We start from the raw sequence: 23731 nt of genomic DNA on the forward strand, positions 1-23731 counted from the left end.
TCTCGCCCATGGTAGGCCGTGACACTGGCGGGGCCTATGCCTCTACCGGGCTACCTCCAAAGAGGCAGGGTTAGACGTACAACTACAACGCGTAGCAGCAACTGTCTTGGTGACTTTTGTTCAGGCCGAATTTATCCAGCCTGACGCAGATGCTCCATCGCCCACACTGCCGCCTCTACCCGCGAGCGCAACCCCAGTTTGTGCAGCAAATTCTTCACATGCACCTTCACCGTTCCTTCGGTAATCCCCAGTTTGTGCCCGATCACTTTGTTGCTGTACCCGCCGGCAATGGTCTTCAATACCTGGCGTTCACGTTCCGTCAGTTCCACCGCCGCATGGGGCTGCGGTGAACGCAAGGCCTGGGCGAGGACGCGGGTCAGGCCGGGGCTGATTACCAGGGCGCCGTGGAGGGCGTCTCGGATGTACTGGATCAGAAGTTCCGGCTCCATGTCCTTTAGCAAGTAACCGTTGGCATCCAGGCGCAGGGCGTCGCGGATGTCGTCTTCGGCATCGGACACGGTAAACAGCAGTACCTTGCCGGCATAGTTCATGGCCCGCAGGCGGCGCAGGGTTTCCAGGCCGTTCATTTGCGGCATGTTGTTGTCCAGCAGCACCAGGTCCGGTTGCAGCGACTCGATCAGTCCCAGGGCTTCTTCGCCGTTGCCGGCTTCGCCGACTACCTGCAGGTCATCTTCCAGCTCCAGCATCTGGCGCATGCCGTGGCGCATCATCGGGTGGTCGTCTACCAGCAGGATGTGGTGGCGCAGGGGAGTGTTCATGAAAAGCTACCTTGTAGGGACTGCCCGAGAAATTCCGGGCGGAACAGCAATTGCACCCGCGTACCCTGAGGCTCGCGGGAAGAGATATCGAGCTGGCCGTGCAGGCTGCGGGCGCGCTCGTCCATGATGGTCAGGCCGTGGTGTTCACGCTGGTCCACGGCGCCGCTGAAGCCACGACCATCGTCTTCGATACTCAGGGTCACGGTTTCGCCGCTCTGGCGCAGTTGCAGCCAGGCGTTTTGCGCATGGGCGTGGCGCAGGCAGTTGGACAGGGCTTCACGGGTGATTTGCAGCAGGTGAATCTGCTCGCTGGCGGAGAGTTGGAAGGCCAGGGCATCGACGTGCAGGTGCACCTGGAATTCGCCCCGGCGGGAGAATTCTTCGGCGGTGTCCTTGAGTTCCTCCACCAGCCCGGCATCGTGGATTTGCAGGCGGAAGGTGGTGAGCAATTCCCGCAACTGGCGGTAGGCGTTGCTCAGGCCTTCGCGCAATTCGCCGGTGACGGTTTCCAGGGTTTCCACCGGTTCGCCCCGGCGCAGCAAGGTTTGCATGCGGCTGACTTGCAGCTTCATATACGACAGGGCCTGGGCCAGGGAATCGTGCAGTTCCCGAGCGATGATGGTGCGTTCGTCCAGCAGCAACAGGCGGTGATCCTGTTCGCGCTGACGCTTGAGGGACAGCGAGGTGCCGATCAGGTTGGCCAGGGCCTGGATCAGTTCATTCTCCCAGCCTTGGGGCGGATGGCCGTCGACAAAGTGTGCCTTGAGTTCCCCCAGTTCCGCGCCCTGGTTGCTGATGCTGAACACTTGCGGCGGGGCGACGTGATGCCGCTCGCAGGTGGCGCAATCGCCGATGGCGCAGATGTTGCGGCTGTTCTCGCCATGCAGGGCGAGCATCTGCTGGGCCGGTGCAAGGAAATGGCCTTTCAGGCACAGCGACAGACGCAGGCCCGGCAGGCGTTTCTGGAAGCGGCGGATCAACTCGTCGAGGCCTTCGGCATTGGCCTGGCGCGTGGCCAGGCTGCGGCTGCTTTGGTAGAGCAATTCGAGGGCCGCGTTGGCCTGTTGCAAATTGAGGGTTTTCTGCTGGACCTGGCTTTCCAGGGTGCGATGGGACTCTTCGATGGTTTCGGCCAGGGTGTTGAAGCTCAGGGCAAGCTGGCCCAGTTCATCCTGGGAGCGGTGGTTGACCCGGGTCTTGTAGTCACCGTCGCGAAAGCGCCGGGTAGCGTCGACCAACTCCTGCAAGGGCGTAACCACGCCGTACTGCAACTCATAAAGGCCCAGCAGCAGGATGATCAGGGTGCTGAACAACGCCAGGCCCTGGATCAGTTGCTGCCAGCTTTGTTTATGTTCGCTTTGCTGCTGCAACAGGCTGACGAACTGGTTGAGCTGTTCGACGAAAGCCGGGGCTCGCTCGCGGAAAAACACCCCGTCACCGCGCTCCAGCGCCGGGCGCAACTCAAGGTTCCAGTGTTGCTGGATCTGCCGGTAGCTCTGTTGCAGGGAACTGTTAGGGCCGCCTTCCAGCACCGCCTTGAGGGACTGGCTGTCCAGGCGCTGTTGCAGGCTTTGGGTGATCGTTTTTATTTCTTCATCGCTGGCGCGATCGGAGAGTTTCCAGCTCAGGTGGTAGGTCTCCATGCGCACGGAGCCGGCGGTATTGATCGCGGCGCCATCGCCCTGGCTGAACCAGGCGATCAGCCCGGCGCTCAGGGAACTGGCCAAGGCCAGGACTGCAATCAAGATCACTGCCAGGCCGGCGCGAGCGGGCAGGGAGCTGCGCAGCCAGTTAAACATCACGGCGTAATCGCAGGGTAGAAAGAAGCAGCATGGCGGCACCTGAAACGGGGATGGTGGATGAAAAACCGCAATCCCTGGCGCACTACCTCTAAAGAGTTGCCGGCAAACCCTCCCACGGGAAAACACCGGCACAAGAGATCAATCCATTGATAAATAAAGACTTTCTCTTGTTATTGGATATACCTCCTTAGAGGTAGATGGCCCCAGCATAGGCCAATACCCCTCAGGCGTTCGTTGATCTGGGTCAAGTTCTGCGGGGGTCTCGCCCCTAACCTGCGCTCATGGAATAACTTTCTGGAGCGCAAACCGTGACTCAACCGCGCGTAAAACAAGGTCTAGTGCTGGGTATGAGCACGCTGGCCTTCACCGTGTGCTTTATGGTCTGGATGATGTTCGCCGTGCTCGGCGTGCCAATCAAGGAACTGCTGCAACTCAACGAAACCCAGTTCGGCCTGCTGGCTGCCACCCCTGTCTTGACGGGTTCCCTGGTGCGCCTGCCCCTGGGCCTGCTGACCGACCGCTTCGGCGGGCGCATCGTCTTCTTCGTATTGATGATGACCTGCGTGCTGCCGCTGTACCTGATCACCTACGCGACGGCCTATTGGCAGTTCCTGGTGCTGGGGCTGTTTGTCGGCCTGGCCGGTGGTTCGTTCTCGGTGGGCATCGCCTACGTTGCCAAGTGGTTCGACAAGGAGAACCAGGGCTTCGCCATGGGCGTATTTGGCGCCGGTAACGCCGGTGCGGCAGTGACCAAGTTTCTTGCGCCTGCCTTGATTGCCTTTGGCACCTGGCACCTGGTGCCCAAGGTGTTCAGCGCGATCCTGTTTATCACCGCGCTGCTGTTCTGGTTCTTCACTGCCGAGAATAAGACCCACCGCAGTGCCGGTGGCGCCACCTTGCGCGAGCAGTTGCTGTGCCTCAAGGACCCGGCCGTGTGGCGCTACTGCCAGTACTACTCGATTGTCTTTGGCGGCTATGTGGCCCTGGCGTTGTGGATGACCAAGTACTACGTCCAGGAATACGGCTTCAACCTGCAAAGTGCTGCACTGCTGGCGGCCTGTTTCTCCTTGCCGGGCGGTGTGCTGCGGGCAGTAGGCGGCTGGATGTCCGACCGCTGGGGCGCGCAAAGCGTGACCTGGTGGGTGTTGTGGGTGAGTTGGGTCTGCCTGTTCCTGCTGTCGTACCCGCAAACCCAACTGCAAGTGCAGACCGTCAACGGCCCGCTGGATTTCCATATCGGCCTTAACGCCACGGTGTTCACCGTGCTGCTGTTCGTGATGGGCATCGCCTTCGCCTTTGGCAAGGCCTCGGTATTCAAGTACATCGCCAACGACTACCCGCAAAACATGGGCGCGGTATCGGGCATTGTCGGCCTGGCCGGCGGCCTCGGCGGGTTTGTGCTGCCGATCATGTTTGGCGCCCTGGTGGACCTCACCGGCGTGCGCTCTTCCTGCTTCATGTTGATGTACGGCGTGGTCTGGGTGTCCCTGACCTGGATGTACTTCAGCGAAATTCGCAAGCAGCCGCTGCTCGGTAAAGCGCCTGCGGCCCAGCCTCTCCAAGGAGAATGAACATGACCCTTTTGCAAAAGCCCGAATCGGGTCCGGTGATCCACGACTGGCGCCCTGAAGACCCGGCGTTCTGGGGCCGCAGCGGAAAACAGACGGCCACCCGTAACCTGTGGATCTCCATTCCTGCGCTGCTGTTGGCCTTCGCCGTGTGGATGGTCTGGAGCACGGTGATCGTGCGCCTGAACGCCATCGGTTTCAGCTTCACCACTGACCAGTTGTTCTGGCTGGCGGCATTACCGGGCTTGTCCGGCGCGACGTTGCGGGTGTTCTACTCGTTCATGGTGCCGATTTTCGGCGGGCGTCGCTGGACCGCCCTGAGCACCGCATCGCTGCTGCTGCCATCGTTGTGGATGGGTTTTGCGGTGCAGGACCCCAACACGTCTTACAGCGTGTTTGTGCTGATCGCCTTGTTGTGCGGCTTTGGTGGCGGCAACTTCGCCTCCAGCATGTCCAACATCAGCTTCTTCTACCCCAAGTCCCAGCAAGGTACGGCCCTGGGTTTGAATGCCGGCCTGGGCAACCTGGGTGTGTCGGTGATGCAGTTTTGCGTGCCGCTGGTGATCACTTTCGGTGTGTTCGGCCTGATGGGCGGCCAACCGCAAATCCTGGAAGACGGTAGCCAGCTGTGGCTGCAGAACGCCGGGTTTATCTGGGTGCCGTTCATTATCGTCGTCACTGTGTTCGCCTGGTTCGGCATGAACGACCTGTCCAGCGCTCGCGCTTCGTTCAGCGACCAGGCGGTGATCTTCAAGCGCAAGCACAACTGGCTGATGTGCTGGTTGTACCTGGCGACCTTCGGTTCGTTCATCGGCTTCTCCGCGGCCTTTCCGCTGCTGATCAAAACCTCATTCCCTGATGTGATTGCTTTGAAATTCGCCTTCCTCGGCCCATTGGTTGGCGCCCTGGTACGGCCGCTGGGCGGCTGGCTGGCAGACAAGCTGGGCGGTGCACGAGTGACCTTGTGGAACTTCGTGCTGATGATCGTGATGGTGTTCGGCGTGCTGCACTTCCTGCCGCAGAACGGCGAGGGCGGCAACTTCTACGGCTTCCTCGGCATGTTCATGCTGCTGTTTATAACCACCGGTGTCGGCAACGGTTCGACCTTCCGCATGATCCCGGTGATCTTCCGCACCCAGCATGAAAAAGCCAGCGCCGGCCAACCCGCTGAACAGCGCGAGCAAGCCCTGAAAAACGCCAGCAAGGAATCGGCCGCAGTGCTCGGTTTCAGCTCGGCCATGGGCGCCTTTGGGGCGTTCTTTATTCCCAAGACCTTCGGCTCGTCCATGGCTTACACCGGCAGCCCGGCGATGGCCTTCTACATGTTTGTCGGCTTCTACCTGAGTTGCATCGTTGTGACCTGGTGGTGGTACGCCCGCAAAGGCGCCGAGACCCCCTGCTAGCCGACCCCAATTCACCCTTTGCGTGGGCGGGGCGTAGACCCCGCAGCAAGCCTGAGAGGAAAGCATCATGAGTCACTTACTGGATCAACTGCGGTTCTTCAACCGTAAGCAAAACGAGTTCTCCGACGGTCACGGCGAGACCCGCAAGGAGTCTCGCGACTGGGAAAACGTTTATCGTTCCCGCTGGCAGTACGACAAGATCGTGCGTTCCACCCACGGTGTGAACTGCACCGGCTCGTGCTCGTGGAAGATCTACGTGAAGAACGGCCTGATTACCTGGGAAACCCAGCAGACCGACTACCCGCGTACCCGTAATGACCTGCCCAACCATGAGCCCCGTGGCTGCCCTCGTGGTGCCAGCTACAGCTGGTACATCTACAGCGCCAACCGACTCAAGTACCCGAAAATTCGTAAGCCATTGCTCAAGCTGTGGCGTGAAGCACGTCTGACCCTGGCGCCCGTTGAGGCCTGGGCCAGTATCGTCGAGGACAAGGTCAAGGCCGACTCCTACAAGAGCAAGCGCGGCATGGGTGGCTTCATCCGTTCCAACTGGGAGGAAGTCAACGAGATCATCGCCGCCTCCAATGTCTACACCATCAAGCAATACGGCCCGGACCGCATTGTCGGCTTCTCGCCGATCCCGGCCATGTCGATGGTTAGCTACGCCGCAGGTTCACGTTACCTGTCGCTGATCGGCGGCGTGTGCCTGAGCTTCTACGACTGGTACTGCGACCTGCCACCGGCCTCGCCGATGGTGTGGGGCGAGCAGACCGACGTGCCGGAATCGGCCGACTGGTACAACTCCAACTACATCATCGCCTGGGGTTCCAACGTCCCGCAGACCCGTACCCCGGACGCCCACTTCTTTACCGAGGTGCGCTACAAGGGCACCAAGACCGTCGCCATCACCCCCGACTATTCGGAAGTGGCCAAGCTCACCGACCTGTGGCTCAACCCCAAGCAGGGCACCGACGCCGCGCTGGCCCAGGCCTTCAACCATGTGATCTTCAAAGAATTTCACCTGGACAAGCCGAGCGCCTATTTCACCGAATACGCCAAGCGCTTTACTGACTTGCCGGTGCTGGTGATGCTCAAGCCCATGACCGGTTTTGCACCGGGCGCCGGTTTCCAACCGGATCGCTTCCTGCGCGCTTCGGACCTGACTGGCAACCTGGGCCAGGAAAACAACCCGGAATGGAAAACCATCGCCCTCGATGAAAGCGGCGAACTGGTCTCCCCGCAAGGCTCCATCGGCTATCGCTGGGGCGAGAAGGGCAAGTGGAACATTCTGCCCAAGGAAGGCGGCGAAGGTCGTGAGATCGACCTCAAACTGAGCCTGATCGGTGATGACGTCGCCGAAGTAGCCTTCCCGTATTTTGCTGGTGAAGCACAGGAATACTTCCAACACGTGGCCGGTGATGCCGTGCAATTTCGCCGCGTGCCTGTGCACAGCGTGACCCTGGCTGACGGCAGCGTCGCCAAAGTCGCCACCGTGTTCGACTTGTCGGCGGCCAACCTGGCCATCGACCGTGGCCTGGGCGGCGCCAACGTGGCCAAGGACTACGATGACGCCAGCGTACCGGGTACTCCGGCCTGGCAGGAGCAGATCACCGGCGTCAGCCGTGAGAAAGCCATCCAGATTGCCCGTGAGTTTGCCGACAACGCCGACAAGACCAAGGGGCGCTCGATGATCATCGTCGGCGCGGCGATGAACCACTGGTACCACATGGACATGAACTACCGCGGGCTGATCAATATGCTCATGCTCTGCGGTTGCGTCGGCCAGACTGGCGGCGGTTGGGCGCACTACGTGGGCCAGGAAAAACTGCGTCCACAATGCGGCTGGTTGCCACTGGCCTTCGGCTTGGACTGGAACCGTCCGCCACGTCAGATGAACGGCACCAGCTTCTTCTACGGCCACAGCTCCCAGTGGCGCCACGAGAAGATGAGCATGCACGATGTGCTCTCGCCATTGGCCGACAAATCCCAGTTCCCGGAACACGCGCTCGATTACAACATCCGCGCCGAACGCGCCGGCTGGTTGCCCAGCGCACCGCAACTTAACACCAACCCGCTGCATATCTGCCGCGACGCTGCTGCCGCTGGCATGGACCCGAAAGACTACGTTGTCAAGTCCTGGCAGGACGGTACCCTGCGCTTTGCCTGCGAACAGCCGGACAGCCCGGTGAACTTCCCGCGCAACATGTTTATCTGGCGCTCCAACCTGCTGGGCTCCTCGGGCAAGGGCCACGAGTACATGCTCAAGTACCTGCTGGGCACCAAGAACGGGGTGATGAACGAAGACATCGGCCATAGCAGCGAGTGCAAGCCTACTGAAGCTGAATGGGTCGAAGACGGCGCCATCGGCAAGCTTGACCTGGTGACCACGCTGGACTTCCGCATGTCCTCCACCTGCGTCTATTCCGACATCGTGTTGCCGACCGCAACCTGGTACGAAAAAGACGACATGAACACCTCGGACATGCACCCGTTCATTCACCCGTTGTCGGCTGCCATCGACCCGGCGTGGGAATCGCGTTCTGACTGGGAAATCTACAAAGGTATCGCCAAGGCCTTCTCGGCCATGTCGGTCGGGCACCTGGGTGTCGAGCAAGACTTGGTCACCGTGCCGTTGATGCATGACAGCGTTGGCGAACTGGCCCAGCCGTTTGGCGGCACTGACTGGAAAAGTGCCGGTGTGGCCCCGCAACCGGGCAAGAACGCGCCGAACATGGCCGTAGTGGAACGGGACTACCCGAACATCTATAAGCAGTTCTCGTCGCTCGGCCCGATGCTGGAAAAACTCGGCAACGGCGGCAAGGGCATCAACTGGAACACCGATGAAGAGGTCGAGTTCCTGGGTGAGCTGAACCACCACGAAAATGACGCTGGTATCAGCCACGGTCGGCCAAAAATCGACACGGCCATCGACGCCGCTGAAGTGATCCTGTCCCTGGCCCCGGAAACCAACGGCAAGGTCGCCTTGAAAGCCTGGGCGGCGCTGTCGGAATTCACCGGCATCGACCACAGCCACCTGGCGATTTCCAAGGCCCATGAAGCCATCCGCTTCCGCGATATTCAGGCGCAGCCGCGCAAGATTATTTCCAGCCCTACCTGGTCGGGTCTGGAAGACGAACACGTCAGCTACAACGCCGGCTACACCAACGTTCACGAAGGGATTCCATGGCGCACCATCACTGGCCGCCAGCAGTTCTACCAGGATCACCCGTGGATGCAGGCTTTCGGCGAGCAGCTGATGAGCTACCGGCCACCGGTCAACACCCGCACCATCGAAGGCGTGAAGGGCAAGCGCAGCAACGGCGAGACTGAAATCGTCCTGAACTGGATTACGCCGCACCAGAAATGGGGCATCCACAGCACCTACAGCGACAACCTGCTGATGCTCACCTTGAGCCGTGGCGGGCCGATTGTCTGGCTCTCGGAAATCGACGCCAAGCGTGCCGGGATCGAGGACAACGACTGGATCGAGTGCTTCAACGTCAACGGTGCCCTGACCGCACGGGCGGTAGTTAGCCAGCGAGTCAAGGAAGGCATGGTGATGATGTACCACGCCCAGGAACGGATTGTGAACGTGCCCGGTTCGGAAACCACCAAGACCCGCGGCGGCCACCACAACTCGGTGACCCGCGTAGTGCTCAAGCCGACCCACATGATCGGCGGCTATGCCCAGCAGGCCTACGGTTTCAACTATTACGGCACGGTCGGTTGCAACCGCGATGAGTTTGTCGTGGTGCGCAAGATGTCCAAAGTCGATTGGCTCGACGGTTCCAGCGGCGATGACCTGCCGCGTCCATTGCCGACCGATATCGAGGAGAACTGAGATGAAGATTCGCTCACAAATCGGCATGGTCCTGAACCTGGACAAATGCATTGGCTGCCACACCTGCTCGATCACCTGCAAAAACGTCTGGACCAGCCGCGAAGGCATGGAATACGCCTGGTTCAACAACGTTGAATCCAAGCCCGGCATTGGCTACCCGAAAGAATGGGAGAACCAGGACAAGTGGAAGGGTGGCTGGGTGCGCAACGCCAATGGCTCGATCAACCCACGCATCGGCGGCAAGTTCCGGGTGCTGGCGAATATCTTCGCCAACCCCGACCTGCCGAGCCTGGACGACTACTACGAGCCGTTCGACTTCGACTATCAGCACCTGCATACCGCGCCTTTGGGCGAGCACCAGCCGACCGCGCGCCCGCGTTCGCTGGTGTCCGGCAAGCGCATGGAAAAAATCGAGTGGGGCCCAAACTGGGAGGAAATCCTCGGTACTGAGTTCGCCAAGCGCCGCAAGGACAAGAACTTCGACCAGATCCAAGCCGACATCTACGGGGAGTATGAAAACACTTTCATGATGTACCTGCCGCGCCTGTGCGAGCACTGCCTTAACCCGGCGTGCGCGGCATCCTGCCCGAGCGGTGCGATCTACAAGCGTGAAGAAGACGGCATCGTCCTGATCGACCAGGAAAAATGCCGGGGCTGGCGCATGTGCATCAGCGGCTGCCCGTACAAAAAGATCTACTTCAACTGGAAAAGCGGCAAGTCCGAGAAGTGCATCTTCTGCTACCCGCGTATCGAAGCCGGCATGCCCACCGTGTGTGCAGAAACCTGCGTCGGTCGTATTCGCTACCTCGGCGTGTTGCTGTATGACGCCGACCGCATCAGCGAAGTGGCGAGCACCGCCAATGAACATGACCTGTACGAGAAGCAGCTGGAAATTTTCCTCGACCCTAACGACCCCGCGGTGATTCGCCAGGCTCTGGCCGATGGCGTGCCACAGTCGGTGATCGACTCGGCCCAGCGTTCGCCGGTCTACAAAATGGCCGTGGACTGGAAACTGGCACTGCCGCTGCACCCGGAATACCGCACCTTGCCGATGGTTTGGTACGTGCCGCCATTGTCGCCGATCCAGAACGCTGCGGCTGCCGGCACCGTGGGCATGAACGGGGTGATCCCGGATGTCGACAGCCTGCGCATCCCTCTGCGTTACCTGGCCAATATGCTGACGGCGGGTGATGAAAAACCGGTCAAGCGTGCCTTGAAACGCCTGCTGGCGATGCGTGCCTACAAACGCTCCCAGCAAGTGGACGGGGTACAGGACCTGCAAGTGCTGGAAGACGTCGGCCTGAGCGTGGACCAAGTGGAAGAGATGTACCGCTACCTGGCGATTGCCAACTACGAAGACCGTTTTGTGGTGCCAAGTGCCCACCGTGAAGATGCCATGAGCGATGCCTTCGCCGAGCGTTCCGGTTGTGGCTTCAGCTTTGGCAGCGGTTGCAGCGGCAGTTCCGATACCAACATGTTCGGCGCCAAGAAGGCCAACCGCCGCGACGTGCTGAAAACCGTACAGATTTGGGAGGATTGAATATGCGCATCCTGAAAGTGATTTCGTTGCTGCTGGACTATCCCACCGAGACCCTGGTGGCCGGCCGTGACGAACTGGAGCGGGCGATCATCGAGTCGCGGGAAATCAGCCCCAAGCAGCGCGGCGCGCTGTTTGATCTGCTGGAACTGATCTGCGGCAATGACTTGATGGACGGCCAGGAACACTACGGCGCGCTATTTGGCCGTGGCCGTTCGCTGTCACTGCTGTTGTTCGAACACGTCCATGGCGAGTCCCGCGACCGGGGCCAGGCCATGGTCGACATGATGGCCCAGTACGAGGAAGCGGGATTCGCCATCGGCGTCAAGGAACTGCCGGACTACATCCCGCTGTACCTGGAGTTTTTGTCCACCCGCGAAGACATCGAGGCCCGCGAGGGCCTGGCAGATGTGGCGCACTTGCTGGCGTTGCTGGCGGCGCGCCTGGACGAACGCGAGAGCGGCTATGCCGCTTGCTTTCGCGCGCTGCTGCAGATTGCTGGCGCCGAACCGCACCAGGCTGTTGCCGAGTTGCGGGCGCAAGTAGCGGCCGAGCCTCGGGACGACTCCCTCGAAGCCCTGGACAAGATCTGGGAAGAGGAGGCCGTGGACTTTATGCAGGCCGAGCAGCAGGACCGTTGCAGCTCGATGCCCAGCGCACAGGGCAAGGCTCGCGAGGAAAGCGCAGTGCCACTGCACTGGGTGGATTTTCAGCACGAAGGGCTGGCCGCCGCGCCAGCCAAGGAGGTGGGTAATGTCTAAGTGGAATTTGCTGGTATTTGGAGTTTACCCCTACGTCGCCCTGGCGATCTGCCTGTTGGGCAGTTGGGCGCGCTTTGACCTGTCCCAGTACACCTGGAAGGCCGGCTCCAGCCAAATGCTCAACAACCGTGGCATGCGCGTGGCGAGCAACTTCTTCCATATCGGCGTGCTGTTTGTGCTGGCCGGACACTTTGTCGGGCTGCTGACGCCGGCATCGATCTACCACCATGTGATCAGTACCGAGAACAAGCAGTTACTGGCGATGGTCTCCGGTGGCTTCTTTGGCCTGCTGTGCCTGGTGGGCTTGCTGATGCTGGTCAAGCGCCGCCTGGGTGACCCGCGTGTTCGTGCGACATCGAGCCCGTCGGACATCATGATTTTGCTGGTGCTGCTGGCGCAGTTGCTTCTTGGTTTGCTGACCATCGTTGCCTCCACCGGCCACATGGACGGTTCGGTAATGGTGATGCTCGCTGACTGGGCGCAGAACGTGGTGTTGCTGCGGCCGGTGGAAGCAGCAGCGGCAATTGCCCCGGTGAGCCTGATCTACAAGGCCCACGTGGCGTTGGGCTTGACGCTGTTTGTACTGTTCCCGTTTACCCGTCTGGTGCATATGGTCAGCGCGCCGATCTGGTACCTGGGTCGTCGTTATCAAATCGTTCGGCAGAAGTATTGAGGATATCGTCATGACTACTGGATGCGGATGTGGTGGCAATGGTGGCGGCGGCGGTTGCGGATCGTCGGCCAAGGAGCCGGTAATCGAGGTTCAGGCACCCCTGGAGGTTGAGCCCCAGGCGGTAGAGTTGATCGCCAGCAGTGAACAGGAGTGGCCAATCGTCAGCGTCAACGGGGTGCCCGTCACCCCGGAGGCGATGGCTCAGGAACTGCAATATCACCCAGCGCAAAGCCGTGAAGAGGCGGTGTTCCTTGCCGCCCGGGCCCTGGTGATCCGCGAGCTGTTGCAGCAGCGGATTCGCGAACTGGGACTGCTGCTGGACGTGGGTGCCGGCGAGAATGAAGAGGAAGCAGCTACCCGTATGTTGCTGGAGCAGGAGGTCAAGGTGCCCGATTGCGACGAGGCCACCTGCCTGCACTACTTCGAGAGCAATCGCGGGCGCTTTCATAGCGCGCCGTTGTTGGCGGTGCGGCATATCCTGCTGGAATGCGCGCCGGACGACGCCGAGGCACGCCATTTGGCGCACTCCCAGGCCGAGGTGTTGTTGCTGAGCCTGGAAGCAGCCCCCGGCAGCTTTGCTGAACTGGCTCTTAAATATTCGGCCTGCCCATCAAAAGCCCAGGGTGGTTCGTTGGGCCAAGTCAGCAAGGGCCAGACTGTGCCGGAACTGGAGCGCCAGTTGTTCACCCTGGCGCCGGGCATCGCCAGCAAACCGCTGGAAAGTCGCTATGGCTGGCACGTCATCAGCGTCGACCAGCGCATCGAAGGCCAGCCGTTGCCTTACGAAGCGGTGGCGGTCGCTATTCGCACCCAACTGCAGCAAGGGGTGTGGCAGAAGGCGTTGGTGCAATACCTGCAAACCCTGATTGGTGCGGCGGATGTACGCGGTATCGCCTTGCAGGGCGCCGACTCTCCGTTGGTACAGTGACATGAGCCTGGTGGATGGTGTGGGCCGCCCCATTGATTACCTGCGGTTGTCGGTGACCGACCGTTGTGATTTTCGCTGTGTGTATTGCATGGCGAAAAACATGACGTTCCTGCCGCGCCAGCAGGTGTTGACCCTTGAGGAATTGCATCGGCTGGCGGCGCTGTTCGTCGGCCAGGGAGTACGCAAGATCCGCCTGACCGGTGGCGAACCGCTGATTCGACCAGGCATTGTCGAGCTGTGCCGCAACATCGCCGCCTTGCCCGGCCTGCGGGAACTGGTGATGACCAGCAACGGCTCGCAACTGGGGCGCCTGGCCCGGCCGTTGGTGGAGGCCGGCGTCAAGCGCATGAACATCAGCCTCGATAGCCTGGATGAGGAGCGGTTTCGTGCGATCACCCGCAACGGCAATCTGCGGCAAGTGCTCGATGGTATTGAGGCCGCGCGGGATGCGGGGTTTGAGCGGGTCAAGCTCAACTGCGTGGTAATGAAAGGGCGCAACTTCGATGAAGTCCCGGCGCTGGTCCAGTACGCCATCGACCAGGGCATCGACATCAGTTTTATCGAAGAGATGCCGCTGGGGGATGTGGGGCGCTCAAGGGGTGAAACCTTTTGCGCCAGCGATCAAGTGCGGGCGCTGATCGCCACCCGTCATGAGCTTCTGGACAGCACCGAAAACAGCGGCGGCCCGGCGCGCTATGTGCGTTTGGCCCGGCATCCGCAGACGCGTATCGGCTTTATCTCGCCCAACTCCCATAACTTCTGCGCCAGCTGCAATCGGGTGCGGATGACGGTGGAAGGGCAGTTGCTGCTGTGTTTGGGGCAGGACAATTCGGTGGATTTTCGCGCGTTGGTGCGCAGGTACCCGCTGGATGATCGGCCGCTGGTTGAGGCGCTGCAGAAGGCGTTGAAGGGCAAGCCGTTGCGCCATGATTTTACGGGGGAGGGTGAGGTGCAGGTTTTGCGGTTCATGAACATGAGTGGCGGATGAGAACAATCATCCAATGCGCTTTTGAAAACTTGACGCTGGTCAATTGCAGCTTGTGCTTTTCTCCGTACCATTACTGCATGTTGTGTCTTAAAGATTTAAAACACCTATATGTAGTGTCTGGAGTCTCCCAATGCATAGCACGCTGAGCCCCTTGGTCAGTAACCGGTTGCACAAACGCGATGGCAGCCTGGTTGCCTTTGATGCCGATAAAATCCGTCAGGCGCTGATTGCCGCCGGCAACGCCACCGGCGAGTACAGCGAGGCTGAGGTCGACCTGTTGCTCGGCTCCGTACTGGCCCGGCTGCGGGGGGTTACTCGCCTGGATGTCGAACAGGTCCAGGACAGCGTCGAACGGGTATTGATGGACGCCGGTTACTTCTTCTCCATGCGCGCCTACATCGTCTATCGCGAACAGCACGGCCGCCTGCGCCGGGATCGCAAGACCCTGGTGGAAGTCGCAACCTCGATGAACGAGTACCTGGACCGCGACGACTGGCGAGTCCAGGCCAATGCCAATCAGGGCTATTCCCTCGGTGGGCTGGTGCTCAATGTGTCGGGCAAGGTCACTGCCAATTATTGGCTGGACGAGGTCTACAGCGAAGCCATCGGCCGTGCCCACCGCGAGGCGGACTTGCATATCCATGACCTGGACATGCTCGCCGGTTATTGCGCCGGCTGGTCCCTGCGCACCTTGTTGCATGAAGGCCTCAATGGCGTCCCTGGTCGGGTTGAAGCAGGTCCCCCCAAGCACTTGAGCAGCGCCCTGGGGCAGATGGTCAACTTCCTTGGCACCCTGCAAAACGAGTGGGCCGGCGCCCAGGCGTTCAGCTCCTTCGACACCTACCTGGCGCCTTACGTGCGCAAGGATCAACTGAGCTTCCCCGAGATCCGCCAGGCGTTGCAGGAGTTCATCTACAACCTCAACGTGCCGTCGCGCTGGGGCACCCAGACACCGTTTACCAACCTGACCTTCGACTGGGTGTGCCCGGAGGACTTGCGTGAACAGATCCCGATCATCGGCGGCGAAGAAATGCCTTTTGCCTATGGCGACCTGCAGGTCGAGATGGAGCTGATCAACCGCGCCTACATTGAAGTGATGCAGGAGGGCGATGTGAAAGGCCGGGTGTTTACCTTCCCGATTCCCACCTACAACATCACCCACGATTTCCCCTGGGACAGCGAAAATGCTGACCTGCTGTTCGAGATGACTGCCCGTTACGGTCTGCCGTATTTCCAGAACTTCCTCAATTCCGATATGCAACCCAATCAGGTGCGCTCCATGTGCTGCCGCCTGCAACTGGACGTGCGCGAGCTGCTCAAGCGCGGCGGTGGCCTGTTCGGTTCGGCGGAGCAGACCGGCTCGCTGGGGGTGGTGACCATCAACTGCGCACGCCTGGGGTATCTGTTCAAGGGCGATACCAGCGGCCTGTTGCAACGCCTCGACACCCTGATGGAATGGGCGATGGAGAGCCTTGAGGTCAAGCGCAAGGTGATCCAGCGTCACATGGACGCCGGGCTCTATCCTTACACAAAGCGTTACCTGGGCACCTTGCGCAATCACTTCTCCACCATCGGCCTCAATGGCATACACGAGATGTTGCGCAATTTCAGCGGCGACGAGCAGGGCACGCACACCGAGCAGGGCCGCCAGTTTGCCCTGAAACTGCTGGACCATGTGCGGGCCACGCTGCTGCGCTTCCAGGAAGAGACCGGCCACCTCTACAACCTCGAAGCCACGCCGGCCGAAGGCACCACTTACCGATTTGCCAAGGAAGACCTCAAGCGCTACCCGGACATTCTCCAGGCCGGCAGCCTCGATGCGCCTTACTACACCAACTCCTCGCAGTTACCGGTCGGCTATACCGAAGACCCCTTCGAAGCCCTGGAGCTGCAGGACGAACTGCAATGTAAATACACTGGCGGCACCGTGTTGCACCTGTACATGGCCGAGCGGATTTCCTCCACGCAGGCCTGCAAACAACTGGTGCGCAAGGCTCTGGGGCGATTCCGCCTGCCGTACCTGACGGTGACGCCGACCTTCTCGATCTGCCCGGTCCACGGTTACCTCGATGGCGAACATGAATTCTGTCCCAAGTGCGACGAAGTCTTGCTGCTGCGCGAGCAGCACCAGGGCGCGGTGCATTGACTATCGGTTTCCCATCCCCCCCAAGGAGTAATACCACCATGAGTACCACCAAGGCATCGCCCGTTCTAGAACGTCAACGTTGTGAAGTCTGGACCCGGGTCATGGGTTATCACCGTCCTGTCTCGGCCTTCAACCCTGGCAAACAGTCCGAACACCGTGAGCGTGCGCACTTCACGGAAAGCGCGGCTGCGGCCGGGCGCAAATGAGTCGAGCCCTACGGGTCGGGGGCCTTGTGCCCCTGACCACCCTCGACTACCCCGGCATGCTCGCTTGCGTGCTGTTCTGCCAGGGCTGTGCCTGGCGCTGTCGCTATTGCCATAACCCGGACCTGATTCCCCCACGCGGCAGCGCAGAGGTGGATTGGCGCCGAGTATTGTTGTTTCTGCAACGGCGCCAGGACCTGCTGGACGCCGTGGTGTTCAGCGGCGGCGAGCCAACCTTGCAGGAAGGCCTGCCGGGAGCGATGGATGAAGTGCGCGAGATGGGCTTCCGTATTGGCCTGCACAGTGCCGGGATCAAGCCTGCCGGGTTTGCCAATGCGTTGGTCCATGCTGATTGGGTGGGTTTCGACGTCAAGGCCCTGGCCGAGGATTGCCAGCTGATCACCCAGGTCAAGGGCAGCGGCGCCGCCAACTGGCGCAGCCTGGACATGTTGCTCAACAGCGGCGTGGACTACGAATGCCGCACCACGGTGCATTGGCACCTGATCGATCCGCAGCGTTTGCTGCTGTTGGCCCAGCGTTTACAGGAACGTGGCGTCAAGCGCTTCGCCGTGCAACTGGTGCGTACCGCCAGAATGCTCGATGAGCAATTGCCGAGCGTTTCGGCACAGGCCTTGCTACCTGAATTATGGGAAAAAATGCGCGAGCTGTTTCCGGCATTTGTTTTACGGGGCTGATCCCGTTCGCGGACCCCCTTCAAGCGTGGTGATTGATCTCCCACAGGATTTTCAAAGGTGCCGCCCCTTGGGCAGGTATTCATCAGGGAGCTTATGACATGACTCGACTAACCACAGCCCGACGCATCGCCGTCGGTTTTGCCATTGCTCCGCTGGCACTCGCCGGCATGGTTTTTTACGCACTCGACAACCTGGCCACCCTCAAGGAGCAATCGGTGCTGATCGTCCAGCAGGACTGGCCGAAAATCGCCCCGTTGATGGTCATCGCCACGGGTGTGCGCGATAACGGCCGCAGTACCCGTGACTTGCTGATCGACCAGGAAAATCAGCAGGCCCAGCAAGCTATCGCCACCACCCGACAGCGCATCACTGACGCGTTCACCACCCTGGAGCCGCTGTTCTATGCGCCGGAAGGCAAGGCCGCCTTTGCCGCCTTGAAAACCCATCGTGAAACCTACGTGGCGGCCTTCACTCAGGTGCAAGCGCTGATCCGCCAGGGGGCACGGGAAGAGGGGCTGATGCAGCTCAAGCAAAAGGTGATGCCGGCGGAGCAGGAGGTGTTCAAGAACCTGGATGCCTTGATGGCCCTGCAAGGGCGGATCTTCGCCGAGCGTGAACAGGCCGCGCAGTCCTTGTACAGCGAGGCGCGACGCAACATGCTCGGGCTATTCCTGTTGTGCTTGGCCCTGGTAGCAGCGGCGGCAGTGATTGTCACCCGCAGCGTTACCCGCCCCTTGGGTGGTGAGCCCGATGAGGCGGCGCGAGTCTTGAGCCAGATCGCCCAGGGCGATTTGACCACCGAGGTTGCGCTCGGCGCGAGCCTGGAGGGCAGCGTGATGATGAACATGCATCAAATGCAGCAGAGCCTCAACGAAATGGTCCGGCAGATCGCCGTTTCGGTGGACCATGTTGCCAGTTCGTCCGAGGAACTGAGCGCGGTCAGCAGCCAGACCAGCAGCAGCTTGCAGTTGCAGGGGATGGAGATCGAACAGGCGGCCACGGCGGTCAACGAGATGACTGCTGCCGTGGATGAAGTGGCGCGCAATGCAGTGAGTACCAGCGAGGCTTCGCGGCTCTCGGCGCAAACGGCCCAGCGTGGCCGTGATCAGGTCCAGGAAACCGTGGCCTCGATCAACACATTGGCCGAGGGTGTGACCGATACTTCGGTGCGTATCCAGCAACTGGCCGGGCGCGTGCAGGACATCAGTGGTGTGCTGGAAGTGATCCGCAGCATTGCCGACCAGACCAATCTGCTGGCCCTCAACGCGGCGATCGAAGCGGCCCGGGCCGGTGATGCCGGGCGCGGGTTTGCGGTAGTGGCGGATGAGGTGCGGGCGTTGGCCCATCGCACCCAGGCCTCGACCCAGGAGATTGAGCAGATGATTGGCAATATCCGCCTGGATACCGAACAGGCGGTGACGGCGATGCAGGACAGTAGCCAGTTGGTGCAAACGACGTTGGGCGTGGCGCAACGTTCGGGTGAGGCGCTGGAAGAAATCACCCGCTCCATTTCCCAGATCAATGAACGCAACCTGATGATCGCCAGCGCGACGGAGGAGCAGGCGTTGGTGGCGCGGGAGGTGGATCGCAACCTGGTGGGGATTCGTAATTTGTCGGAGCAGGTGTTGTTGGGGGCTCGGCATACGGATACGGCGGGGCAGGAGCTGGCGCAGATGGCCGGGAATTTGCACCTGACCGTGGCGCGGTTTCGCGTTTGACGCTGGGTTGGGTTTACTGAGTACGTATCCGTTCATACACGGTTCTGCATCAGACGTTCAACGCCAGCGATGGCCCTATTTCTAGGGCCATCGGCGGCACCATCACGGCATTTCGGGCAGTTCGTTGGGGCGCAGGTCAAACACCAGCACCTCGGCGTTTTCGCCGTGGCTCAGGTGGATTTCCCGCTCATTACGAACGCGTGCACCGTCGCCTTCCTGCAACCGCTGGCCGTTGACCTCAACGCTGCCCCGCGCCACATGGACGTAGACGTAACGCTCCGGTGCCAGGGCCAGGGTGGTGGCTTCATTGCCGTCGAACAGCCCAGCATAGACCCGCGCATCCTGGCGTACGTTGAGCGAACCCTCGGCGCCGTCGGGGGAGATGATCAACTGCAGGCGCCCACGTTTCTGCGCCTCGCTGAAATGCTCCTGCTGATAGCGCGGCTCAGCACCCCCCACGTTCGGCACGATCCAGATTTGCAGAAAGTGCACACCGCGGGTCTGGCTGTGGTTGAACTCACTGTGGGCCACGCCGCTGCCGGCGCTCATCAACTGCACATCGCCAGGGCGTATTACCGAACCGGTGCCCAGGGTGTCCTTGTGTTCCAGGGCTCCTTCGAGCACATAGGAGAAAATCTCCATGTCCCGGTGCGGGTGCTGGCCGAAACCCTTGCCTGCGGCTACCCGATCGTCGTTGATCACCAGCAGGTCGGAAAAGCCCTGCTCCTTGGGGTTCCAGTAGTTGGCGAACGAAAAGGTGTGGAACGACTTCAACCAACCGTGGTTGGCGGCGCCGCGTTCGTGAGCGTTGCGAAGGGTCAGCATGGGGTCTTCTCCTCAAGAGGAGCGAGGCTGCGAAATTGCAGGGCTCCTGCGTTGAGAAGAAGATTAATGGTTATGAATGGATTCATTAATAAGCTGAAAATTGAATAACTGTCTCTTTCAAGTTGACAGTTTATGCCCCTCGCCAGCGGGTCCGAGCACATAGGAAATCTGCACTATCCTGAGGTGGTGCCTGTATCCAAGCTGACGATTACGCCATGCCATCGGCTTGATCCCTTCGCTGCGGCTGAATATGTGACAAAAGTGCGCCTGGTCGCAGAAGCCACATTCCTGGCTGATTTGCGTCAGGTTCAAGCCCGAAGCGGCAATCAGCACCTTGGCCCGCTTGATGCGCTGTTGGCGAATCCATTCACGAGGCGCCAAGCCCGTGGCGCACTTGAAGGCGCGGGAGAAATGACTTCTGGACAGCGCACAGGCACGGGCCAGTTCCGTCAGGTCCAGGTTTTGCGTGAGATTGGCGAGGATCAATTGCTTGACCATGCGCTCGCGGCGGGCGCACAGCGCTCCGGTCACTGCGGTTGCGCTCACCGGCAGAGGGTTACCGTCCTTGGGTGAAACGCATTGCTCTGGTCGGGCCATGAGTCAGTATCCGTGGTCGATGGGATCTTGCTTAAACACCTGTTCCGGTGAGTGAAAGCCCAGTGTAGACCGCAGCAGCGATCTTCCGTGCACAGCACATACATACAATTTTTCGTCATGAAACCATTGCACACTGGCGCATCGTTCAAGCATCCAGGGGAGGGGCCAATGGACCCAGCATTGCAAGCGACACCTGTGTCGGACGAAGTCGTGACCCTGGTGGTCAAGCACCGCGTCAAGCCAGGTCGCGAGGCCGACTATGAAGCCTGGTTGCGGCGCATCGTGCGCATCGCCGGTGAGCGCCCCGGCCACCTCGGTGTTGATGTGGTACGTGGCAAACAGGGCGGCCTGGCGCTGTTCACCTGTGTACTGCGCTACCGCTCCAGCGCTGACCTGGAACTCTGGCTGGGCTCCCCGCAACGCCAGGAGCTGATCAACGAAGCCACGCCGATGCTGGCCGACGGCGACCAGACCGAAGTTGGCGCAGTCAATGAATTCTGGTTCTCGCCCCTGTCCGACAGCGCTGCCAAGCCGCCGCGCTGGAAGCAAGCGGTGGTCACGCTATTGGTGATCCTGCCGCTGACCTTGGTGATCCCGTTGCTTTGGGGGCCGGTGCTGCACCTGCATCCGTTTTTATCCAACTACCTGGTCGCCACTTTCCTGGTCACCCTGACCATCGTCCTGCTGGTGGTCTATTTGTTGATGCCAGCGGCGACCCGCCTGTTCGCCCCCTGGCTTGAAGCCTCTGTAAAGGAAACCCTATGAACGCCGACCTGATTCTGTTCAATGGCCAATTCCATACCGTGGACCGTGAAAGCCCGCGGGCCACGGCGGTCGCCATCAGCCAGGGGCGCTTTGTCGCCGTGGGCACTGACGGCGAGGCCATGGCCCTGCGTGGCAGTGGCACGCAAGTCATCGACCTCAAGGGCCGCACCGTCATCCCCGGTCTCAACGACTCGCACCTGCACCTGATCCGTGGTGGCCTGAATTACAACCTTGAACTGCGCTGGGAAGGCGTGCCGTCCCTGGCCGATGCCCTGCGCATGCTCAAGGACCAGGCCGACCGCACGCCCACGCCGCAATGGGTGCGGGTGGTGGGCGGCTGGAACGAATTCCAGTTCGCCGAAAAACGCATGCCCACCCTGGAAGAACTCAACCAGGCCGCCCCCGACACCCCCGTATTCGTGCTCCACCTGTACGACCGCGCCTTGCTCAACCGCGCCGCCCTGCGCGTGGCCGGCTACACCAAGGACACGCCGAACCCGCCCGGCGGCGAGATTGTCCGCGACAGCAACGGCAACCCCACGGGCATGCTGGTGGCGCGGCCCAACGCGATGATTCTTTATTCGACCTTGGCCAAGGGGCCGAAACTGCCCCTGGAATACCAGGTCAACTCCACCCGCCAGTTCATGCGTGAACTCAACCGCCTCGGCCTGACCAGTGCCATCGATGCCGGTGGTGGTTTCCAGAACTACCCCGATGACTACGCGGTGATCGAGCAGTTGGCCAGGGATGAACAGTTGACGGTGCGCATCGCCTACAACCTGTTCACCCAAAAGCCCAAGGAAGAACTCAGCGACTTCAAGCACTGGACCGCCAGCGTCGCCCTGCACCAGGGCGACGACTATCTGCGCCACAACGGTGCCGGCGAGATGCTGGTGTTCTCGGCGGCAGACTTCGAAGACTTCCTCGAGCCACGCCCGGACCTGCCGCTGACCATGGAGCAGGAACTGGAACCGGTGGTGCGCCATCTGGTGGAGCAGCGCTGGCCGTTCCGCCTGCATGCGACCTACGACGAGTCGATCTCGCGGATGCTCGACGTGTTCGAAAAGGTCAATCGGGACATCCCGTTCAATGGCCTGCCGTGGTTCTTCGACCACGCCGAAACCATCACTGCGAAAAACATCGAGCGTGTACGGGCGTTGGGCGGTGGTATTGCGATCCAGGACCGCATGGCATTTCAGGGCGAGTACTTTGTCGAACGTTACGGTGCCAAGGCTGCCGAGGCGACGCCGCCGATCAAGCGCATGCTCGCCGAAGGCGTGCCGGTAGGCGCCGGTACAGACGCCACGCGGGTGTCGAGCTACAACCCCTGGACCTCGCTGTACTGGATGGTCAGCGGTCGCACTGTCGGTGGCCTGGAGCTGAACGCCGAAGGCCTGCCGCGCCTCACCGCCCTGGAACTGTTTACCCACGGCAGCGCCTGGTTCTCGTCCGAGCAAGGCAAAAAGGGCCAGATCAAGGTCGGGCAATTGGCGGATGTGGCTGCGTTGTCGGCGGACTTTTTCAGTGTCGACGAAGAAGCCATCAAGTGGATCGAGTCGGTACTGACTGTGGTCGGCGGCAAGGTGGTCTACGGCGCCGGCGATTTTGAAGACGTCGCACCGCCCAGCGTACCGGTGTTGCCGGACTGGTCGCCGGTGGTCAAGGTCCCGGGCCATTGGCGACCGACCTCATCGTTGCCGGCCCAGGTCCACCAATGCAGCGGCCCGTGTGCGGTGCACTCCCACAGCCATGAACGGGCACGGCTTTCAAAAGTGCCAGTCAGCGACTTCCAGGGGTTCTGGGGGGCGTTTGGCTGCTCGTGTTTTGCTTTCTAAATGAACAACCCAAAAGGAGCTACCCATGACTTACAAACGCTTGAACAAAGACGACGCCGTGGTCCTGTTGGTGGATCACCAGACCGGCCTGATCTCCCTGGTGCAGGATTTCTCCCCCAACGAATTCAAGAACAACGTCCTGGCCCTGGCCGACGTGGCCAAGTTCTTCAAGCTGCCAACCATCCTCACCACCAGCTTCGAAAACGGCCCCAACGGCCCGATGGTGCCCGAGTTGAAAGAGCTGTTCCCGGATGCGCCGTACATCCCGCGTCCCGGCCAGATCAATGCCTGGGACAACGAAGACTTCGTCAAGGCGGTGAAAGCCACTGGCCGCAAGCAACTGATCATCGCCGGTGTGGTAACCGACGTGTGCGTGACCTTCCCGACCCTGTCGGCGCTGGCTGAAGGCTTTGAAGTATTTGTGGTCACCGATGCCTCGGGCACCTTCAACGAAACCGTGCAACAGGCGGCCTGGGCGCGCATGGCGGCGGCCGGTGCACAACTGGTGAACTGGTTCTCGGTGGCCTGCGAGCTGCAAGTGGACTGGCGCAACGATATGGAAGGCCTGGCCAACCTGCTGTCGCCGCGCATTCCCAACTACCGTAACTTGATGAACAGCTACTCGGTGTTGACGGCCAACAAGTAAGCCCTGCCGCCCCTTTGTAGG

At 60.8% G+C, this 23731-nt stretch carries 19 protein-coding genes; 15 read left to right on the forward strand and 4 right to left on the reverse strand.

Annotation, left to right across the window (positions count from 1 at the left end; all coding sequences use genetic code 11):
• Positions 1-131: 131 nt before the first annotated feature.
• Both narL and ACZRJ6_RS14005 read right to left on the reverse strand, forming a co-directional pair.
• The gene (gene narL, locus ACZRJ6_RS14000; protein WP_463968702.1) at positions 132-779 is read right to left on the reverse strand and encodes a two-component system response regulator NarL; all 648 of its coding nucleotides are present in this window, start codon (positions 777-779) and stop codon (positions 132-134) included.
• Positions 776-2578: a HAMP domain-containing protein gene (locus ACZRJ6_RS14005; RefSeq protein WP_463968701.1), complete on the reverse strand. Its 1803-nt coding sequence runs from the start codon at positions 2576-2578 to the stop codon at positions 776-778. Before ACZRJ6_RS14005 ends, narL begins: the two co-directional genes overlap by 4 nt.
• Positions 2579-2889: 311 nt before the next feature.
• Between ACZRJ6_RS14005 and ACZRJ6_RS14010 the strand changes: the two genes are divergently transcribed.
• The 12 genes from ACZRJ6_RS14010 to ACZRJ6_RS14065 all read left to right on the forward strand — a co-directional run bounded on the left by ACZRJ6_RS14010 (position 2890) and on the right by ACZRJ6_RS14065 (position 19042).
• Positions 2890-4152: an MFS transporter gene (locus ACZRJ6_RS14010; protein ID WP_463968700.1), complete on the forward strand. Its 1263-nt coding sequence runs from the start codon at positions 2890-2892 to the stop codon at positions 4150-4152.
• Between the two features lie 2 nt (positions 4153-4154).
• Positions 4155-5552, forward strand: a complete 1398-nt coding sequence (locus ACZRJ6_RS14015; RefSeq protein ID WP_133100993.1) for a NarK family nitrate/nitrite MFS transporter — start codon at positions 4155-4157, stop codon at positions 5550-5552.
• A 67-nt stretch (positions 5553-5619) separates the two neighbouring features.
• Positions 5620-9393, forward strand: coding sequence for a nitrate reductase subunit alpha (locus ACZRJ6_RS14020; protein WP_133100992.1), 3774 nt, complete (start codon positions 5620-5622; stop codon positions 9391-9393).
• Between the two features lies 1 nt (position 9394).
• Complete coding sequence (gene narH / locus ACZRJ6_RS14025; RefSeq protein WP_350616910.1) at positions 9395-10933, forward strand: nitrate reductase subunit beta; 1539 nt, start codon at positions 9395-9397, stop codon at positions 10931-10933.
• A gap of 2 nt (positions 10934-10935) precedes the next feature.
• Complete coding sequence (gene narJ, locus ACZRJ6_RS14030; RefSeq protein ID WP_463968699.1) at positions 10936-11691, forward strand: nitrate reductase molybdenum cofactor assembly chaperone; 756 nt, start codon at positions 10936-10938, stop codon at positions 11689-11691.
• Positions 11684-12364, forward strand: a complete 681-nt coding sequence (gene narI / locus ACZRJ6_RS14035) for a respiratory nitrate reductase subunit gamma (RefSeq protein WP_149412437.1) — start codon at positions 11684-11686, stop codon at positions 12362-12364. Before narJ ends, narI begins: the two co-directional genes overlap by 8 nt.
• A 10-nt stretch (positions 12365-12374) precedes the next feature.
• Positions 12375-13292: a peptidylprolyl isomerase gene (locus tag ACZRJ6_RS14040; protein WP_463968698.1), complete on the forward strand. Its 918-nt coding sequence runs from the start codon at positions 12375-12377 to the stop codon at positions 13290-13292.
• A gap of 1 nt (position 13293) precedes the next feature.
• On the forward strand, positions 13294-14280 hold the full coding sequence (moaA, locus tag ACZRJ6_RS14045) for a GTP 3',8-cyclase MoaA (RefSeq protein WP_463968697.1): 987 nt from the start codon (positions 13294-13296) through the stop codon (positions 14278-14280).
• 130 nt (positions 14281-14410) lie between these two features.
• Positions 14411-16426: a ribonucleoside triphosphate reductase gene (locus ACZRJ6_RS14050; protein WP_463968696.1), complete on the forward strand. Its 2016-nt coding sequence runs from the start codon at positions 14411-14413 to the stop codon at positions 16424-16426.
• Positions 16427-16464: 38 nt separating this feature from the next.
• The gene (gene nrdD, locus ACZRJ6_RS14055) at positions 16465-16632 is read left to right on the forward strand and encodes an anaerobic ribonucleoside-triphosphate reductase (RefSeq protein WP_463968695.1); all 168 of its coding nucleotides are present in this window, start codon (positions 16465-16467) and stop codon (positions 16630-16632) included.
• A complete protein-coding gene (locus tag ACZRJ6_RS14060; RefSeq protein ID WP_463968694.1) occupies positions 16629-17324 on the forward strand; it encodes an anaerobic ribonucleoside-triphosphate reductase activating protein in 696 nt (231 codons plus the stop codon). The genes nrdD and ACZRJ6_RS14060 overlap by 4 nt, the downstream gene beginning before the upstream one ends.
• Positions 17325-17422: 98 nt before the next feature.
• The gene (locus ACZRJ6_RS14065; protein ID WP_463968693.1) at positions 17423-19042 is read left to right on the forward strand and encodes a methyl-accepting chemotaxis protein; all 1620 of its coding nucleotides are present in this window, start codon (positions 17423-17425) and stop codon (positions 19040-19042) included.
• A 102-nt stretch (positions 19043-19144) separates the two neighbouring features.
• Here ACZRJ6_RS14065 and ACZRJ6_RS14070 read toward each other — a convergent pair whose 3' ends face one another.
• Together ACZRJ6_RS14070 and ACZRJ6_RS14075 are read right to left on the reverse strand one after the other, a co-directional pair.
• Positions 19145-19867, reverse strand: a complete 723-nt coding sequence (locus ACZRJ6_RS14070; RefSeq protein WP_463968692.1) for a pirin family protein — start codon at positions 19865-19867, stop codon at positions 19145-19147.
• A gap of 117 nt (positions 19868-19984) precedes the next feature.
• Complete coding sequence (locus ACZRJ6_RS14075; RefSeq protein ID WP_463968691.1) at positions 19985-20464, reverse strand: AraC family transcriptional regulator; 480 nt, start codon at positions 20462-20464, stop codon at positions 19985-19987.
• 168 nt (positions 20465-20632) lie between these two features.
• Between ACZRJ6_RS14075 and ACZRJ6_RS14080 the strand changes: the two genes are divergently transcribed.
• Genes ACZRJ6_RS14080 through ycaC form a run of 3 tightly spaced genes read left to right on the forward strand, consistent with a single transcriptional unit; the run spans position 20633 to position 23710 of the window.
• The gene (locus ACZRJ6_RS14080; RefSeq protein ID WP_463968690.1) at positions 20633-21229 is read left to right on the forward strand and encodes an antibiotic biosynthesis monooxygenase; all 597 of its coding nucleotides are present in this window, start codon (positions 20633-20635) and stop codon (positions 21227-21229) included.
• Entirely contained in the window at positions 21226-23064 is a 1839-nt protein-coding gene (locus tag ACZRJ6_RS14085; protein WP_463968689.1) for an amidohydrolase, read from the forward strand. The genes ACZRJ6_RS14080 and ACZRJ6_RS14085 overlap by 4 nt, the downstream gene beginning before the upstream one ends.
• 25 nt (positions 23065-23089) lie before the next feature.
• Positions 23090-23710, forward strand: a complete 621-nt coding sequence (gene ycaC / locus ACZRJ6_RS14090; protein ID WP_149412427.1) for an isochorismate family cysteine hydrolase YcaC — start codon at positions 23090-23092, stop codon at positions 23708-23710.
• Positions 23711-23731 lie beyond the last annotated feature (21 nt).

The organism is Pseudomonas sp. C321 (assembly GCF_055407105.1).

Bases quoted from the DNA above. Each gene is read 5' to 3' on its own strand.
- narL (WP_463968702.1), bottom strand. From the start codon at position 779: ATGAACACTCCCCTGCGCCACCACATCCTGCTGGTAGACGACCACCCG.
- ACZRJ6_RS14005 (WP_463968701.1), bottom strand. From the start codon at position 2,578: ATGTTTAACTGGCTGCGCAGCTCCCTGCCCGCTCGCGCCGGCCTGGCA.
- ACZRJ6_RS14015 (WP_133100993.1), top strand. From the start codon at position 4,155: ATGACCCTTTTGCAAAAGCCCGAATCGGGTCCGGTGATCCACGACTGG.
- ACZRJ6_RS14020 (WP_133100992.1), top strand. From the start codon at position 5,620: ATGAGTCACTTACTGGATCAACTGCGGTTCTTCAACCGTAAGCAAAAC.
- narH (WP_350616910.1), top strand. From the start codon at position 9,395: ATGAAGATTCGCTCACAAATCGGCATGGTCCTGAACCTGGACAAATGC.
- narJ (WP_463968699.1), top strand. From the start codon at position 10,936: ATGCGCATCCTGAAAGTGATTTCGTTGCTGCTGGACTATCCCACCGAG.
- narI (WP_149412437.1), top strand. From the start codon at position 11,684: ATGTCTAAGTGGAATTTGCTGGTATTTGGAGTTTACCCCTACGTCGCC.
- ACZRJ6_RS14040 (WP_463968698.1), top strand. From the start codon at position 12,375: ATGACTACTGGATGCGGATGTGGTGGCAATGGTGGCGGCGGCGGTTGC.
- moaA (WP_463968697.1), top strand. From the start codon at position 13,294: ATGAGCCTGGTGGATGGTGTGGGCCGCCCCATTGATTACCTGCGGTTG.
- ACZRJ6_RS14050 (WP_463968696.1), top strand. From the start codon at position 14,411: ATGCATAGCACGCTGAGCCCCTTGGTCAGTAACCGGTTGCACAAACGC.
- nrdD (WP_463968695.1), top strand. From the start codon at position 16,465: ATGAGTACCACCAAGGCATCGCCCGTTCTAGAACGTCAACGTTGTGAA.
- ACZRJ6_RS14060 (WP_463968694.1), top strand. From the start codon at position 16,629: ATGAGTCGAGCCCTACGGGTCGGGGGCCTTGTGCCCCTGACCACCCTC.
- ACZRJ6_RS14065 (WP_463968693.1), top strand. From the start codon at position 17,423: ATGACTCGACTAACCACAGCCCGACGCATCGCCGTCGGTTTTGCCATT.
- ACZRJ6_RS14070 (WP_463968692.1), bottom strand. From the start codon at position 19,867: ATGCTGACCCTTCGCAACGCTCACGAACGCGGCGCCGCCAACCACGGT.
- ACZRJ6_RS14075 (WP_463968691.1), bottom strand. From the start codon at position 20,464: ATGGCCCGACCAGAGCAATGCGTTTCACCCAAGGACGGTAACCCTCTG.
- ACZRJ6_RS14080 (WP_463968690.1), top strand. From the start codon at position 20,633: ATGGACCCAGCATTGCAAGCGACACCTGTGTCGGACGAAGTCGTGACC.
- ACZRJ6_RS14085 (WP_463968689.1), top strand. From the start codon at position 21,226: ATGAACGCCGACCTGATTCTGTTCAATGGCCAATTCCATACCGTGGAC.
- ycaC (WP_149412427.1), top strand. From the start codon at position 23,090: ATGACTTACAAACGCTTGAACAAAGACGACGCCGTGGTCCTGTTGGTG.